General features: G+C 61.3%; 16 protein-coding genes and 1 riboswitch. Of the genes, 2 read left to right on the top strand and 14 right to left on the bottom strand.

The features are described from left to right. Nucleotide 1: 1 nt before the first annotated feature. From cobC to cobO, 9 genes are all read right to left on the bottom strand, one after another. The gene (cobC, locus tag ACYZTM_RS24135) at nt 2-577 is read right to left on the bottom strand and encodes an alpha-ribazole phosphatase family protein (protein ID WP_131062192.1); all 576 of its coding nucleotides are present in this window, start codon (nt 575-577) and stop codon (nt 2-4) included. After that, nucleotides 574-1,629: a nicotinate-nucleotide--dimethylbenzimidazole phosphoribosyltransferase gene (gene cobT / locus ACYZTM_RS24130; protein WP_131062193.1), complete on the bottom strand. Its 1,056-nt coding sequence runs from the start codon at nt 1,627-1,629 to the stop codon at nt 574-576. The genes cobC and cobT overlap by 4 nt, the downstream gene beginning before the upstream one ends. Beyond that, entirely contained in the window at nt 1,626-2,147 is a 522-nt protein-coding gene (gene cobU, locus ACYZTM_RS24125; protein ID WP_131062194.1) for a bifunctional adenosylcobinamide kinase/adenosylcobinamide-phosphate guanylyltransferase, read from the bottom strand. Before cobU ends, cobT begins: the two co-directional genes overlap by 4 nt. A gap of 154 nt (nt 2,148-2,301) precedes the next feature. Then, nucleotides 2,302-3,753 carry a cobyric acid synthase gene (locus tag ACYZTM_RS24120; protein ID WP_461985023.1) on the bottom strand — a complete coding sequence of 484 codons (1,452 nt, stop codon included), beginning with the start codon at nt 3,751-3,753 and terminating at the stop codon, nt 2,302-2,304. Then, nucleotides 3,750-4,742 carry a threonine-phosphate decarboxylase CobD gene (gene cobD / locus ACYZTM_RS24115; RefSeq protein ID WP_461985021.1) on the bottom strand — a complete coding sequence of 331 codons (993 nt, stop codon included), beginning with the start codon at nt 4,740-4,742 and terminating at the stop codon, nt 3,750-3,752. The genes ACYZTM_RS24120 and cobD overlap by 4 nt, the downstream gene beginning before the upstream one ends. Continuing rightward, nucleotides 4,735-5,643, bottom strand: a complete 909-nt coding sequence (cbiB, locus tag ACYZTM_RS24110) for an adenosylcobinamide-phosphate synthase CbiB (RefSeq protein WP_131062197.1) — start codon at nt 5,641-5,643, stop codon at nt 4,735-4,737. The genes cobD and cbiB overlap by 8 nt, the downstream gene beginning before the upstream one ends. Beyond that, nucleotides 5,640-6,290, bottom strand: coding sequence for a 5,6-dimethylbenzimidazole synthase (gene bluB / locus ACYZTM_RS24105; RefSeq protein ID WP_131062198.1), 651 nt, complete (start codon nt 6,288-6,290; stop codon nt 5,640-5,642). The genes cbiB and bluB overlap by 4 nt, the downstream gene beginning before the upstream one ends. Continuing rightward, entirely contained in the window at nt 6,287-7,702 is a 1,416-nt protein-coding gene (locus ACYZTM_RS24100; RefSeq protein WP_461985018.1) for a cobyrinate a,c-diamide synthase, read from the bottom strand. The genes bluB and ACYZTM_RS24100 overlap by 4 nt, the downstream gene beginning before the upstream one ends. Nucleotides 7,703-7,712: 10 nt before the next feature. Beyond that, on the bottom strand, nt 7,713-8,324 hold the full coding sequence (gene cobO / locus ACYZTM_RS24095) for a cob(I)yrinic acid a,c-diamide adenosyltransferase (protein ID WP_131062200.1): 612 nt from the start codon (nt 8,322-8,324) through the stop codon (nt 7,713-7,715). A 272-nt stretch (nt 8,325-8,596) separates the two neighbouring features. After that, a riboswitch (cobalamin riboswitch) is annotated at nt 8,597-8,816 on the bottom strand. A gap of 156 nt (nt 8,817-8,972) precedes the next feature. On the opposite strand from cobO, the gene ACYZTM_RS24090 reads away from it, so the two are divergent. Next, nucleotides 8,973-9,557, top strand: a complete 585-nt coding sequence (locus ACYZTM_RS24090) for a hypothetical protein (RefSeq protein ID WP_131062201.1) — start codon at nt 8,973-8,975, stop codon at nt 9,555-9,557. Between the two features lie 67 nt (nt 9,558-9,624). Next, a complete protein-coding gene (locus ACYZTM_RS24085) occupies nt 9,625-10,938 on the top strand; it encodes a PQQ-dependent sugar dehydrogenase (protein ID WP_131062202.1) in 1,314 nt (437 codons plus the stop codon). A 56-nt stretch (nt 10,939-10,994) separates the two neighbouring features. Here the strand turns inward: ACYZTM_RS24085 and ACYZTM_RS24080 are convergent, their stop codons facing one another. The 5 genes from ACYZTM_RS24080 to ACYZTM_RS24060 form a co-directional block, all read right to left on the bottom strand. Next, nucleotides 10,995-11,648, bottom strand: coding sequence for an O-methyltransferase (locus ACYZTM_RS24080; protein ID WP_131062203.1), 654 nt, complete (start codon nt 11,646-11,648; stop codon nt 10,995-10,997). A gap of 22 nt (nt 11,649-11,670) precedes the next feature. Continuing rightward, nucleotides 11,671-12,207, bottom strand: a complete 537-nt coding sequence (locus ACYZTM_RS24075) for a C40 family peptidase (RefSeq protein ID WP_131062204.1) — start codon at nt 12,205-12,207, stop codon at nt 11,671-11,673. Nucleotides 12,208-12,428: 221 nt separating this feature from the next. Then, the gene (locus tag ACYZTM_RS24070) at nt 12,429-13,070 is read right to left on the bottom strand and encodes a C40 family peptidase (protein WP_131062205.1); all 642 of its coding nucleotides are present in this window, start codon (nt 13,068-13,070) and stop codon (nt 12,429-12,431) included. Between the two features lie 226 nt (nt 13,071-13,296). Beyond that, nucleotides 13,297-14,001: a DnaA regulatory inactivator Hda gene (gene hda, locus ACYZTM_RS24065; protein WP_010456804.1), complete on the bottom strand. Its 705-nt coding sequence runs from the start codon at nt 13,999-14,001 to the stop codon at nt 13,297-13,299. A 230-nt stretch (nt 14,002-14,231) separates the two neighbouring features. Next, nucleotides 14,232-15,305, bottom strand: a complete 1,074-nt coding sequence (locus ACYZTM_RS24060; RefSeq protein WP_131062206.1) for an AI-2E family transporter — start codon at nt 15,303-15,305, stop codon at nt 14,232-14,234. Nucleotides 15,306-15,338 lie beyond the last annotated feature (33 nt).

Genomic DNA, 15,338 nt, shown 5'->3' with positions numbered 1-15,338 from the left:
GTCAGATCGCTTCCTTGAGAATGACGCCTGACTCGACGCTCAACGAAAACAGCGAGCCATGGCCGACCTCGACATTCAGCAACTGCTCTCGCGGCAAACCCCGCGCCTGCGCCAGCAACAAGCGCATGACGCCACCATGGCTGATCAGCAAGATCCGTTCGCCCGCATACGCTGCGTGCAAGCGCTCCACCGCCGCCAGCACCCGCGTCGAAAATTCCTCGACCGGCTCACCCTCAGGCGGCGTAAAGGAATAAGGATCGGCCCAGAACAGACCCAACCCCTCGGCGTCAGTCTCCATCAATGCCGCCGCGCTCTGCCCTTCCCAGGCACCGAAGTGCAGTTCTTGCAGATCTTTGTCGAGGTGCACTGGCAGCCCCAGCTGCGCACCGAGCTCATGCGCAAACCGCGCACAACGTTGCAACGGTGAACTGATCAACCGATCCCACGGCCCTTGCTCGACCACCGCCGCGCGCATCTGCTCCCAGCCCTTGGCGGTCAGCGCATCGTCGAGGCTGCCGCGCAAACCGCCACCGAGTTCGGTTTCACCGTGGCGCAGAAGATCCAGACGCAACGTCATGCTGGACGATCCGCCACCGCTGCTTCGGCAAAGGTTGCCATCTGCCCGTGAAGATCGCAGGCCAGACGCAGCAACGGCACAGCCAACGCGGCGCCACTGCCCTCGCCCAGACGCAGGCCGAGGTCCAGCAGTGGCTCGGCATTGAGGGTTTCCAGCACATGACGATGGCCCGGCTCGGCACCGCGATGGCCGAATAACAACCACTCACGGCATTCAGGGTTCAAGCGCACCGCCACCAACGCGGCGACGCTGCAAATAAAGCCATCCACCAACACTGCAACGCCTTCCTGGGCGCACGCCAGATACGCACCGACCAACGCCGCAATCTCAAAACCGCCGAGGTTGAACAGCGTCTGCAACGCATCACCGCGCTGAGCGCCGTGCAATGCCAAGGCACGTTCGATGACCTGGGCTTTATGGCTGACCCCCGCCGCGTTCAAACCGGTGCCCGGCCCGGCCAGATGCACCACCGGGCAATCGAGCAAGGCACAGGCCAGCGCGCTGGCCGCGGTGGTGTTGCCGATGCCCATCTCGCCGCCGATAAACAACTGCGCACCGGCGGCGACCGCACGCTGCACGCTGTCGCGACCGGCCTGCAAGGCGAGTTCGCCCTGGGCCTGAGTCATGGCCGGACCTTCGACGAAATTGGCGGTACCCGCACCAATGTTGAGGTGACGCACGCCTGGCAGGCTCAACGATGGCGTCACCGTGCCGAGATCCACCACTTCCAGGGAAGCGCCGAGCTGGCGCGCCAACACGCTGATTGCCGCGCCACCGCTGACAAAGTTATGCAGCATCTGCCCGGTGACTTCCTGAGGAAATGCCGACACGCCCTCAGCCACAACGCCATGGTCACCGGCAAAAATGGCAATCCACAGTTGCTCAAGACTCGGTTTGACCTGCCCCTGCAGCCCCGCCAATTGCACGGCCACCGATTCAAGTTGGCCGAGAGAACCGGCGGGTTTGGTCAGTTGCTGTTGACGTGCCTGCGCCTGTTCGACGGCTTGAGCGTCGATCGGCTTGCATGGGTTCAGCCACCAGGATTGAGTCATAACGCGGTTCCTTTCAAAGTCAGGGGCAGACCGGCGACGGTCAGGACGACACGTTGGCAGCGCTCGGCCAGGGCTTGATGCAGCCAACCGGCTTCATCGACATAGCGGCGAGTCAATTCGCCCAGCGGCACGACACCCATTCCGGTCTCGTTGCTGACGAAAATGATTTCACCCGGCAAAGAAGCCAGGCAGTCCAGCAGGGCTTCGCGTTCTGCGTTGAGGCGTTCGTTGTCGTCGAGCATCAGCAGATTGGTCATCCACAGGGTCAGGCAATCCACCAGCAGGCAACGGTCGGCGCGGGCGCTTTCGCGCAAAACGCGGGCGAGTTCGACCGGTTCCTCGATCAACGCCCATTCGGCTGGACGACGGGCGCGGTGATGGGCAACCCGCTCGTTCATTTCACCGTCCAGCGGTTGGCTGGTGGCGATGTAGGTGACCTGAAGCTGGCTGTCTGTCGCGAGTTTTTCAGCGAGGCGACTTTTGCCGGAGCGGGCGCCGCCGATGATCAGTTGCAGCATGGTTACATCCTATAAATGTTCGGTGTAACTACTGGCCTCTTCGCGGGCAAGTCGGATCGCCGCACCGCTCGCTCCTACAGGTGGCAGCAGTGCTTTTGTAGGAGCGAGCGGTGCGGCGATCCGACTTGCCCGCGAAGGCGTCCTCTCATCCACCTCAAATCCCGCAGAGTTCACGCAGCAATCGGGTATCCAAATGCTTCTCCACCAGATCCGCCAGCCGCTCGATATCGCGCTCGCGCAACCCGTGGTAGTCCACTTCTTGCACATCCTGCAAACCCGCCCAGCGCAGCAGCGCACTGCACGCTGCCGGGGATTCAAACAGGCCATGCAGGTAGGTGCCGAAAATCTGCCCGTCAGCACTTTGCGCACCCTCGCAGCGACCATCGTCCAGCTGCACGGCAGGGTTTTCCAGCGCCGGCCCGGTGGTCACGCCGGCATGAATTTCGTAGCCGCTGACTTCAGCATTTTCCAGCGCCAGATGACCGCGCACATTGCGCAATTGCTTCTCTTCTTCGAGCCGGGTTTCGAACGCCAGCAAGCCCAGACCGGCACTGGACCCCGACGCGCCTTCGAGGCCCAGCGGGTCATGCACCTGCTCACCGAGCATTTGCAGACCGCCGCAAATCCCCAGCACTTTGCCGCCGTAGCGCAGATGACTACTGATGGCCGTGTCCCAGCCATTGGCGCGCAAATACGCGAGGTCGCTGCGCACGCTCTTTGAGCCGGGGAGAATGATCAGATCCGCCGGCGGGATCGCCTGACCGGGGCCGATGAATTGCAGGTCCACTTGCGGATGCAGGCGCAGCGGATCGAAATCGGTGTGGTTGCTGATGCGCGGCAACACCGGCACTACCACTTTCAGCACGCGCTCGACCTTGTCGGTCTGGCGCTGATCGATACCGTCCTCGGCTTCGAGGTGCAGATCCATCACATACGGCAGAACGCCGATCACCGGTTTGCCGGTGCGCGCTTCCAGCCAATCGAGGCCGGGCTGCAGCAAGGCGATGTCGCCGCGAAAACGGTTGATGATGAAGCCTTTGACCCGCGCCTGTTCGGTGGGCGACAGCAGTTCCAGCGTGCCCACCAAATGCGCAAACACCCCGCCGCGGTTGATGTCGGCGATCAGCACCACCGGGCAATCCACCGCTTCGGCAAAGCCCATGTTGGCGATGTCGCCGGCACGCAGATTGATCTCGGCCGGCGAGCCCGCGCCTTCGACCATCACCACTGGATAGGCCGCGCTCAATCGTTCATGAGAGGCCAGCACCGCCTGCATGGCGATGGCTTTGTAGTCGTGATAGGCAACCGCATTCATCGTCGTCACCGCGCGACCATGAATGATCACTTGGGCGCCGGTATCGCTGTTGGGTTTGAGCAGCACCGGATTCATGTCGGTTTGCGGCTCAAGGTTGGCGGCCTGGGCCTGCACGGCCTGGGCGCGGCCGATTTCGCCACCGTCGGCGGTCACGGCACTGTTGAGCGCCATGTTCTGCGGCTTGAACGGCACGACACGCACGCCATGACGCGTGACCCAGCGACACAACGCCGTCACCAGCGTGCTTTTACCGGCGTCGGACGTGGTGCCCTGCACCATTAACGTGGTCATTGGAATTCCTTGGCGAAGGCCTGAAGTGCTTGTTCTAGACGCAGCCAGTCCGCCTCATCCGCAGGCAAGCCGAAACGCACGCTGCTGTTGTGGGCGAACAAGCGCAGCAAGATGCCACGATGTGCCATGAACTCGTGAAGCGCTTCGGCACGCTCGGTGATCAGCCATTGAAACAAGGCGCAGCCACCCTGCGGCTGCAAACCATACTGCCCGAGCAAAAGCGCCAGGCGTTCGCTGGCCGCTTCGCTGCGCACGCGCTGCCTGGCGTGGCCTTCGGTGTCGAGCAAACAAGCTTGGCCCAACACCCGTGTCGGGCCACTGACCGCCCACGGCCCCACCTGCTCGGCGAGCATTTTGAGCAGCTTGCGCTCAGCCAGCACAAAGCCCAGCCGCACACCGGCCAGGCCAAAAAACTTGCCGAAGGAGCGCAGCACGATCAAGCCGACCTGATGGGCAAACGGCGCCACGCTCAACTGCGGCGTGTTGTCCATGAACGCCTCGTCGACCACCAGCCAGCCACCGCGCGAGGCCAACCGGGCATGCCAGTCGAGCAGACGGCTCGGGGGCAGGCTCAGGCCCGTCGGGTTGTTCGGATTGACCACCACCAGCACGTCGAGGCTGTCGATATAGAAGTCGACTTCCTGCTCCAGCACTTCGCGCACGATGTAGCCATTGCGCCGCCACGCTTGCGCGTGTTCGGCGTAGCACGGCGACAGCACGCCGACCTTGCCGGCCCGACGCAAACGCGGCAGCAACTGGATGGCCATTTGCGAACCGGCGACCGGCAGCACCTGGGCAGCGCCGTAATAGTCGCAAGCTGCCTGCTCCAGACCGTCATCGGTTTCCGGCAAGCGCGCCCAGGCCCGCAGCGGAATGTCCGGGATCGGGAATGGCCACGGCGCGAGGCCGCTGGACAGGTCCAGCCAATCGGCTTCGGCAATGCCGTATTCGAGCGCCGCCTTGCGCAACCGGCCACCGTGCTCAAGCATAGAATTCAGCTCCCACGCAGAGAATCAGCAGCCATAACCATACCCCGCGCTGGACCAATTGCCAGCCACGGTCGATGGAGTCGGCATCCGCTGGCACACCTTCGCCCAGTTGCGGGCGCTGATGCAGTTCACCGTGATAAATCGCTGCCCCGCCTAACTCGACGCCGAGTGCACCGGCACCGGCCGCCATCACAGGGCCAGCGTTCGGGCTGTCCCAGGTCGGGCCCTGGGTGCGCCAGCATTTCAACGCCAGTCGGGTTTTGCCCAGCAACGCGTAGGTCAACGCCACCAGGCGCGCAGGAATGTAGTTGAGGACATCGTCGATCTTCGCCGCGGCCCAGCCGAATCGTTCGAAGCGTTCGTTGCGATAACCCCACATCGCATCAAGGGTGTTGCTCAAGCGATAGAGCACCACGCCGGGCGCGCCGGCCACGGCAAACCAGAACAACGCGGCAAACACCGCGTCGCTGCCGTTCTCCAATACAGATTCAGTGGCGGCGCGGGCGACTTCGGTTTTATCCAGCTCGCTGGTCTGACGGCTGACCAGATAGCCGACACGTGTGCGCGCCTCGTCCAGATCACCACTGCGCAGGGCCTTGGCCACCGGCTCGACGTGTTCACCAAGGCTGCGCATGCCGAGGGCGCAATAGAGCGCAAGAATCTCGACTATCCAGCCGACATAGGGCGCCCAGGAAAACGCCGTGGCCAGTAACGTCAGCGGCAATACTGCAATCACCCAAGCGGTGACACCATGGCTGCGCCAGCCACGCCCCTCACCATTGAAACGTTGCTCGATGCGGTCGGCAAAACGGCCGAACGCCACCAGCGGATGCCAGCGTCTGGGTTCACCCAGCAGCGCGTCCAGCGCCACCGCGGCGACACTCAATAACGCCACACTCATTGACTCACTCCCCAATAATTTTCATACAGCAACTCACTGAGCGGACGCGCCTGCGCCCACCCTTCGAGTACCAGCATCGGCGCCGGATAGAATTCCTTGACCGGGCCGAGGCAAAGAACCGCCAATGGCTTGGCCCCGGGCGGCAAACCCAGCAGATCCGCCAGCGCTTGCGGCTCGAACAGCGACACCCACCCCATGCCCAGACCTTCGGCGCGAGAGGCCAGCCAGAGGTTCTGGATAGCGCAGGACAACGAGGCCGTGTCCATTTCCGGCAAGGTGCGACGCCCGAAGATGTGGCGCTGGCGATCGTCCATCAACGCGGCGACCAGCACCTCGGCGCAGTCGTTGATGCCTTCGACCTTGAGCTTCATGAATTCGTCGGTGCGCTCGCCGAGGGCTTCGGCGGTGCGGATGCGTTCTTCTTCCACCAGTTGCTGGATCTTGCTGCGCAGTGTGCGGTCGCTGATGCGGATGAAACGCCAGGGCTGCATCAAGCCGACGCTGGGGGCCTGATGGGCGGCTTCGAGCAGGCGCCGTAGCAACTCGGGCTCGACCGTGCCGCCGCTGAAGTGGCGCATGTCGCGGCGTTCGGCAATTGTCCGATAAACCGCTTCGCGTTCGGCTTGGCTGAATGCGTTGTCAGTCATGGCCTCTTCGCGAGCAAGCCCGCTCCCACAGTGGACCGCATTTCTTCAGGCAACACATTTTCAACTGTGGGAGCGGCGGTGCGACGATTCGACTTGCTCGCGATGGCGGCCTCACGGTCAGGCGCAAACAATGCAGCTACAGCGGAAGGATTGGACGGAAAATAAAAATGCACATAAGAGGCGGTCATCCGCCCCTCACGATAAACCGCCTCCGCCCCTCGCCCGCCGTTCGGGCTCAAGCCACGAGCAATCGGCTCAAGCTCGGTGCTGGTCAGCGAGTGGTGATACGTATGCCCGCGCAACGAACCTTCCGGCAACTCAACCGCTTGCAACGCCAGCGCCGCCAGACGCTTTTGCATCACCGCATCACCGGCCAGCAAACCGACCAATTCAGCGCGAGTGCCTTCGACGTCGGTCAACGAATCAAGCAGGTACAACATCCCGCCACACTCGGCCAACAACGGTTTGCCGGCGGCATGATGGGCGCGGATCGCATCCAGCATCGAGGCGTTCTGTGACAGCACCACATGGTGCAGCTCCGGATAACCGCCCGGCAGATAAAGACTGTCAGCCTCCGGCAAATCAGCATCGCGGATCGGCGAGAAAAACAATAATTCGGCGCCCATGGCCCGCAGCAAATCCAGGCTCGCGCCGTAGGTGAAGGCGAACGCTTCATCACGGGCCACAGCGACTCGCACGCCGGCCAGCAAAGGCTCGGCGACGATTATTTCAGGAGCCGCAAATTCCACGGGCGGCGGCAGCGCTACATCGCAACTGCTGGCCAATGATTCAGCCGCCGCATCGAGGCGCAGGTCGAGATCGTTCAACTCGCTGGCCTGGACCAGACCGAGATGACGACTCGGCAATTCGATTCCGGTCTCGCGCGACAACGCGCCGTACCAGCGCAAGCCCTCAGTCAGGCTGCCTTCGAGCAATTGTGCGTGGCGCAACGTGCCCACACGGTTAGCCAACACACCGGCAAACGGCAAATCCGGCTGATACTTCGCCAACCCCAACGCCAGCGCACCAAAAGTCTGCGCCATCGCCGTTCCGTCGATCACACCGAGCACCGGCACACCGAAGTGCCGCGCCAAGTCCGCGCTGGACGGCGTGCCGTCGAACAATCCCATAACGCCTTCGATCAGGATCAGGTCGGCTTCACCGGCGGCTTCCCACAACAGTCGGCGACTTTCCTGCTCGCCGACCATCCACATGTCCAGTTGATACACCGGCGCACCGCTGGCGCGCTCGAGAATCATCGGGTCGAGAAAGTCTGGGCCGCACTTGAACACGCGAACCTTGCGCCCCTGATTGCGATGCAAACGGGCCAGCGCGGCCGTGACGGTGGTCTTGCCCTGACCGGAGGCCGGCGCGGCGATCAGCACCGCCGGGCAATGACGTATGCTTTTCATAAAATTGTATTCACAGCTCGACGCCTTTTTGCGCTTTGATCCCGGCCTGGAACGCGTGCTTGATCACGCCCATTTCGGTGACCGTATCGGCCAGCTCGATCATCTCCGGCTTGGCGCCGCGACCGGTGACTACCACGTGTTGCATCGGCGGACGCGCCTGCAAGTCAGTGAGCACTTGATCCAGGTCGAGGTAACCGTGCTTGAGGGCAATGTTCAGCTCATCGAGCACCACCAGGCCGATCGATGGATCACGCAGCAGTTCGCGGGACACTTCCCAAGCAGCTTCGGCGGCGGCGATGTCACGCTGGCGATCCTGGGTTTCCCAGGTGAAGCCCTCGCCCATCACATGAAAACGCACTTGCTCCGGGAAGCGGCGGAAGAACAATTCTTCGCCAGTGCTGTTGCGCCCCTTGATGAACTGCACCACGCCGCACTGCATGCCGTGCCCCATGGACCGGGCGAGCATGCCGAAGGCCGAGCTGCTCTTGCCTTTGCCGTTGCCGGTCAGCACCAGCAGCAGGCCGCACTCATTCGGCGAGTTGGCAATGCGCTCGTCGATCACGGCTTTTTTGCGCTGCATGCGCGCCAGATGGCGTTCGTCACGATCAGGGGAATCAGTCATGGGGGAGCTCTCCGTTGAGACTGGATAACGGCGGGCAGGCACAAGAATAGACGGCAAGAAGCCTGGCATCGCCCACCGTGATGCCGTTGGATGAATCAGGCCGGTCTCCGGGCTCATGAGCGGCTTGCGCCGGACTGCGCGCCTTCCCATGTCGACAGTCGACACAGTGGCTAGGGCCTGTCATCAGCTTTTTCCTATACCGCGCCGGGGCTGCTGTGGCGCAGGCAAGGCGCGAGGAGCGTGGTTTGGTCGTTCCAAACAAGCTCCGAGCAACGCAGCCCTGCGCCACAGCAGGCCCGGCCCTTCGAGTTGTGTCTGAAAGCGGTATAGGAAAAAGCTGATGACAGGCCCTCGCGCAGCCTTTACTCATTTACCGTTGCGGGGGCAGCGCCGGGTTCATGACGTTTCGCCGCGCGAAGGTAGTCACTCACCGGCTTCCCTGTTTCACTCTGTCGACCTTCGCCACAGAGCACCTGAAACAAGCCGCGAAGGTTAGAGGGTTGGGGGTGGAGCGTCAATTGAAGACAAAGCCCGGGCGCTCGATATACTGCCGCCCATCAATTACCTGACACCAATCTTGCACCACACTGCCAGCAGTGATATCAAAGCGCCACATAACCCACTAACACAATTACAAGGGTGAGCAACATGCAAGGCATGATCATCAGCAACCCGAAGCTGGAATTCCTGCGACCGGTGCTGGAACGCTGGTTTGACTGTATCGACCGCTTCAATGCCGTTCGCGGCGACAATGACACGCCTTACTGGTACGACGAAAAAGCCAACCTTGGCTTGCTCTCCGCCGCGGCCTGGATGGCGGAAATGGTCACACTGCAACAAACCACCACGCGCAAGCAAAACGAAGAAGGCGAACGCAACGGCCGCGCCGATCTGTTTATCGCCTCCCCCGAAGAACGCGCCTACCTTCAGACCACTCAACGCTGGCCGCGGGTCAATAGCCTGAACCTGACTCAGGCGCTGCAAGACATCACCAGCGACGCCAAACGCATCAGCTACGCCAGCGACCTGAAACTCGGCTGCCTGTTCGTTGCGCCACAAAAGGCTCAGCAGAGCGCAACGCCGGAAGAACTTCAGGACATGGTCGACGACCTGCAAAAGGAACACAGCTGCGCCGTGGCCTGGTATTTCCCGTACGCCTATCGCAAGTTGCGCAACGAAGCCGGCAACTACCACCCTGGCATCGCCGTGCTGTTCAAGGAAACCCGCGGCTGACCGGTTGAACCATCGCGCCTCAAATCTTCTCTATGATTAAGTCAATGCATTCATAGGGAAGACCCGCATGCGCAAGCCCCAGCTCGTTCTCGTCATCGCGCTCGCCGGAGGGCTCGCCGCCTGCGGTGAAACCTCCAGCTTGCAAGTCTCCGACGGCACCGGCCCGTCACCCAAGCTGCCAGAACCGAACAAGACCCTGATCCCGACGGTGAATATCGCCCCGGCGATCGGCTGGCCTGCGGGTGCGAAACCCACCGCAGCGGCGGGCACTCAGGTGGCGGCATTTGCCGAAGGGCTCGATCACCCGCGCTGGCTGTATGTGCTGCCCAACGGCGATGTATTGGTGGCCGAAACCAACGCGCCCCCCAAACCCGATGACGGTAAAGGCATTCGCGGCTGGGTCATGGGCAAGGTCATGGGGCGTGCCGGCGCTGGCGTCCCCAGCCCGAACCGCATCACGCTGCTGCGGGACAAGGATCACGACGGCATCGCCGAAACCCGCACGGTGTTCCTGGAAAACCTCAACTCGCCTTTCGGCATGACCCTGGTCGGCAATGACCTGTACGTCGCCGACACCGACCGTTTGCTGCGTTTTCACTATGAAAACGGCGACACGGCGATCAAGTCGCCGCCGATCAAGGTGATCGATCTGCCGGGTGGCACGCTGAATCACCACTGGACCAAAAACGTCATCGCCAGCAAGGACGGCAGCAAGCTGTACGTCACGGTCGGCTCCAACAGCAACGTCGGCGAAAACGGCATGGATCAGGAAGAAGGTCGCGCGGCGATCTGGGAAGTGGATCGCGCCACCGGCAATCACCGTATCTTCGCCTCGGGGATTCGCAATCCAAACGGCCTGGCCTGGGAACCTCAGACCGGTGCCCTGTGGACGGCGGTCAATGAGCGGGACGAAATCGGTAGCGACCTGGTGCCGGACTACATCACCTCAGTGAAGGACGGCGGGTTTTACGGCTGGCCCTTCAGCTATTACGGCCAGCATGTCGATATTCGCGTCGAACCGCAAAACCCGGACCTGGTGGCCAAGGCCATTGCGCCGGACTACGCGGTCGGCCCGCATACCGCGTCGCTGGGCCTGTCGTTTGCCGAGGGCAACACGCTTCCAGCGCAGTTCAAGGAAGGTGCCTTCATCGGCCAGCACGGCTCGTGGAACCGCAAGCCGCACAGTGGTTACAAAGTGATTTTCGTCCCGTTCGCGGGCGGCAAGCCGACCGGGCAACCGATTGATGTGCTCACAGGCTTCCTCAACGCGGATGAGAAAGCCATGGGCCGACCTGTGGGCGTGGTGATTGATCAGCAGGGAGATTTGCTGGTGGCTGATGATGTGGGGAACAAGGTGTGGCGGGTGTCGACCGCGAAGTAACTGCAACAGCCCCCCTTGTAGGATCGCCGCACCGCTCGCTCCTACAAGGGGGGCGTTTAGCGTTTGCGGCACAGCGTCAATCCATCGCCCAACGGCAACAACGACAAATCCACCCGCGAGTCATCCTTCAAGGCGCGATTGAGCGCCTGGATGGCTCGGGTGTCTGCACTCTCGGGATCCTTTTCGAGCACCCGCCCACTCCACAGCGTGTTATCGAACACCGCCAGTCCACCGACGCGCAGCAGACGCAGTGCATGCTCCAGATAACCTGGGTAATTGGCTTTGTCGGCATCAATGAAGATCAGGTCGAACTGCCCAGGCTGATCCAGTGTGGCGAGGGTTTCCAGCGCAGGCGCCAGACGCAGATCTATGCGATGGGCGAGGCCCGCCTCCTGCCAGTATCGACGCGCGATAGCGTTGTAGTCGCCGGGGATATCACAGCAGATCAGCGAACCGTCCTCCGGCAACGCAGCGGCCATGCACAACGCGCTGTAACCGGTGAACGTGCCGACTTCCAGCAGGCGCTTTGCACCGATGAGTTTGACCAATAACGCGAGGAACTGCCCCTGCTCCGGCGCCACCTGCCAGCGAGCCATGGGCAGCGCCTGGGTTTCGTCGCGCAAACGCTTGAGCAGCGGCGTTTCCCTCAGGGAAACGTCGAGCAGGTATTGGTACAGGGAATCATCGAGATTGAGTGTGCGAGCGGTCATGACAACCTCTTCGGACAGGACGCTATGGATTGCGCGCCAAGTGCTCAGGCTGCAGAACGCGCTTGGCACTCAGGTAAGCCTTCTGCCAGTAAGCCTTGGACAAGCTGTCCAGCTTCACCGTGCCGCCAGTGGCTGGCGCGTGGACGAAGCGACCTTCGCCGACGTAGATACCGGCATGACTGACCTGGGAGCCGCCATTGGTGGCGAAGAAGATCAAGTCACCGGTTTGCAGGCCTTCCTTGCCGACGTTGGCCGCCTGCATGCTGATCATTTCGCGGGTGGTACGCGGCAGGGAAATACCGGTGACGTCACGGTAGACGTAACCGATCAGGCCGCTGCAATCAAAACCCGAATCCGGCGTGTTACCGCCCCAACGATACGGCGTGCCCACAAGACCAAGCGCGCGGAACAGCACGTCCTCTGCCTCGGGGGAAAAGGGTTGCGGGTTACCAAAAACAATGGGCGCGCGAACCACCGGCGCAGGAGGCGGTGTGCGACTGGCGCAAGCGCTGAGCAGGGCTGCGAAGAGCATGATGGTGAGGCGGGCCGACATCGTCATTAGCAGAACATCCTGATCTGGCTGCGGCTTTTTCTGCCGGAAAGACAGAAAAGAAAACCGCCTGCGCAGGACGCAGGCGGTTTGCCATCAATAATAGATCTGGATTCTAGCGGCTATGGGCCAAACTTCAAGTAAGACTTTAAGTTCGCCTTACAAACTGTCCGCCTACTTCCTTGCGAAGAGGCTTTTTGTCGCCACTGACGTGGCGACAGGCTGACGATTTACTTGCGGGCGGTGATCACGGTCGGGGCCATCGCGAGTGCGCGCTTGGCTTCGATGAAGGTCTTGCTCCAGTAGCTGTCGCCCAGGCTATCGACCCGGACACCACCGCTTTTGCGGCTGCTGGAATGGATGAACTGGTTGTCACCCAGGTAGATCCCGGCGTGACTGACACGACCGCGACGACCGTTGGTGGCGAAGAACAGCAGGTCACCCGGCTTCAGCGCGCTGCGAGCCACCAGCGGAGCGTTCACGTTGATCATTTCGCGAGTAGAGCGCGGCAGGTTCATGCCGGCTTCTTCACGAAACAGATAACCGATGAAACCGCTGCAATCGAAACCGGCCTCGGAGGTGCCACCGAAACGGTAACGGGTACCGATCAGGGACATGCCACGTTCGAGGATGCTGTCGGCCAGAACCGGAAGCTGGTACGACTTGCCATCGGCGAAGTTTGCCAGTTCTTTATCGGTGGCCACGCCGTCCTGGTAAAGATCTTCCTGGAAAAGAACGGAAGAGGACTGGGCGGCAACTGAACTTTTAACCTGTTGTTGTTGCTCTTGCTGAGGCACTGGAGAGTGGGCAGCGCAACCGAACAACAGGGTGACGAGTGCGAGAGGCACGAGGGGTGCGAAGCGCTTTAGCATGGGCACGACCGTGGCTGATAGTTGTAAAGAAGCCGAGACTATGCCCGCTATCATCCTCATTTGCAAATTCTATCGAACTTTATGTGACTTCCTGGTTCCGCGTTTACATCTAAGCGCTTAAGCCCGTTCTAAACGCCTGCGCTGCCTGCGACCTGCAGGAAAGCGGATTTTCTGACGCCTGAAATATGCCAAAGCCCGCGCCACGCTTGGGTTTTATCGGACTTTTTTACCAGCCCAGCGTTTCTTTAAGGAAGGGAATCGTCAGCTTGCGCTGAGCTTGAAGGGAGGCCTGATCGAGACGTTCAAGCAGCTCGAAAAGCGCGCTCATGCTGCGGGTGCCACGAGTCAAAATAAAATGCCCGACTTCATCGGTCAGGTGCAGGCCGCGACGGGAAGCCCGCAGTTGCAAGGCGCGCAATTTGTCTTCGTCGGAGAGCGGACGCATCTGGAAAATCAGTGCCAGGGTCAGGCGCGATTTCAGGTCAGCCAGCTTCACCGGCAATTCGCGCGGCGAGGTCGATGCCGCAATCAGCAGACGCCGACCGCTGTCGCGCAGACGATTGAACAGATGGAACAGCGCCTCTTCCCAATCCGCCCGGCCGGCGACCGCCTGCAAATCATCGAGGCAGACCAGTTCGTATTGTTCAAGGTTGTCGAGAATGGAGATGCCGCGATCCAGCAGCTCGGCCAACGGCAAATACACCGCAGGCTCCCCCAGTTGCTCGAAGCGCAAGCAGGCTGCCTGCAACAAATGCGTACGCCCTACCCCGTCCTTGCCCCAAAGATAAATCAGGCTTTCGGTCCAGCCGGCGTCGGCTTCGCATAGCCGCTCGACATAGCCGAGTGCAGCGGCATTGGCGCCTGGGTAGTAATTGATAAAGGTAGCGTCATCACGCAGACGCACACCTAGGGGCAGCTGAATCGGTTTCATGCTGACTGAACAGTTCCAAAGGAACCGTTAGTGGCCTCTGTGTAAAGTTTGCGAAGTTTATACCCGTGAGGCGGGTCGCACAATGCGACAGACCACAAGCAAAATCAAAGGTTTGCGTTAACGCCCTGGTTTTATGACAGTTTCTTTGGCGGCGCATGTGACAGTAGAGCGAGGGATACGGGCCAACCTGGCAAGAAACCAGGCCGCCCGCCGTGAGGCTTCAACGCCCCTTATAGCCCAGGTTCGTCGACACCACTGTAGATATCCGAATCTTTATACAAATCATGCACATGGCGCACCAGCACCATGATCACCGCCGCCACCGGCAACGCCAGCAATACGCCGGTAAAGCCGAACAGCTCGCCCCCCGCCAGAATGGCGAAGATCACCGCCACCGGGTGCAGACCGATACGATCGCCCACCAGCAAGGGCGTCAGCACCATGCCTTCCAGCGCCTGCCCGACCATGAACACCGCGACTATGCCGATCATGGGATACAGATCGCCACCAAACTGGAACAGGCCGGCAACCAAAGCCGCACCGATCCCGATCACAAAGCCCATGTACGGCACGATCGCCGCCAAACCGGCAATCATGCCGATCAGCAACCCTAACTCCAGCCCTATCAACATCAGGCCCGCCGAGTAGATCACCCCCAGCGCCACCATCACCAGCAACTGCCCGCGCACGAATGCACCCAGCACTTCATGGCATTCACCAGCCAAGGTCACGACGCGCTCTTCGTTTTCACGCGGCAGCAGGCTGCGGACCTTGGCCATCATCACGTCCCAGTCCCGCAACAGGTAGAAACTCACCACAGGGATCAGCACCAGGTTCGCCAGCCAGCCAATCAACGCCAGCCCGGAAGCCGTCGCCTGGCTCAGCACCACCCCGACAATGTCGGTGGTCTGGCCCATGTGCTCGCTGATCGCTGCCTTGAGCTTGTCGAACTTCCAGAAATTATCCGACAGCCCAAATTTCGATTGCGCCCACGGCAGTGCGGTGTGCTGCAGCCAGTCGAGCATCTGCGGCGCCAGCTCATACAAACGAAACAGCTGCTTGGCGAGCATCGGCACCAACACCAACAGCAACGTCGTGAAGATCAAGGTGAACAACGCGAACACCGCCACCACGCCCCAGGTGCGTGACAGGCCAGCCCTTTCCAGCCGATCTACCAGCGGGTCGAATAGATAGGCCAGCAGCAACGCCACCAGAAAGGGCGTCAGGATCGGATGCAACAACCAGACAAACACGCAGAGCAGAACCACTCCACCCAACCAGAACCAACGCCGCGTATCGGCCATGTACCACTCCATATGCTTCTATATAAAGAAAGA

Source organism: Pseudomonas sp. MDT2-39-1 (assembly GCF_054898085.1).
Note: the sequence above shows the minus strand (reverse complement) of the source record. Positions and strands in the feature narration are given on the sequence as shown.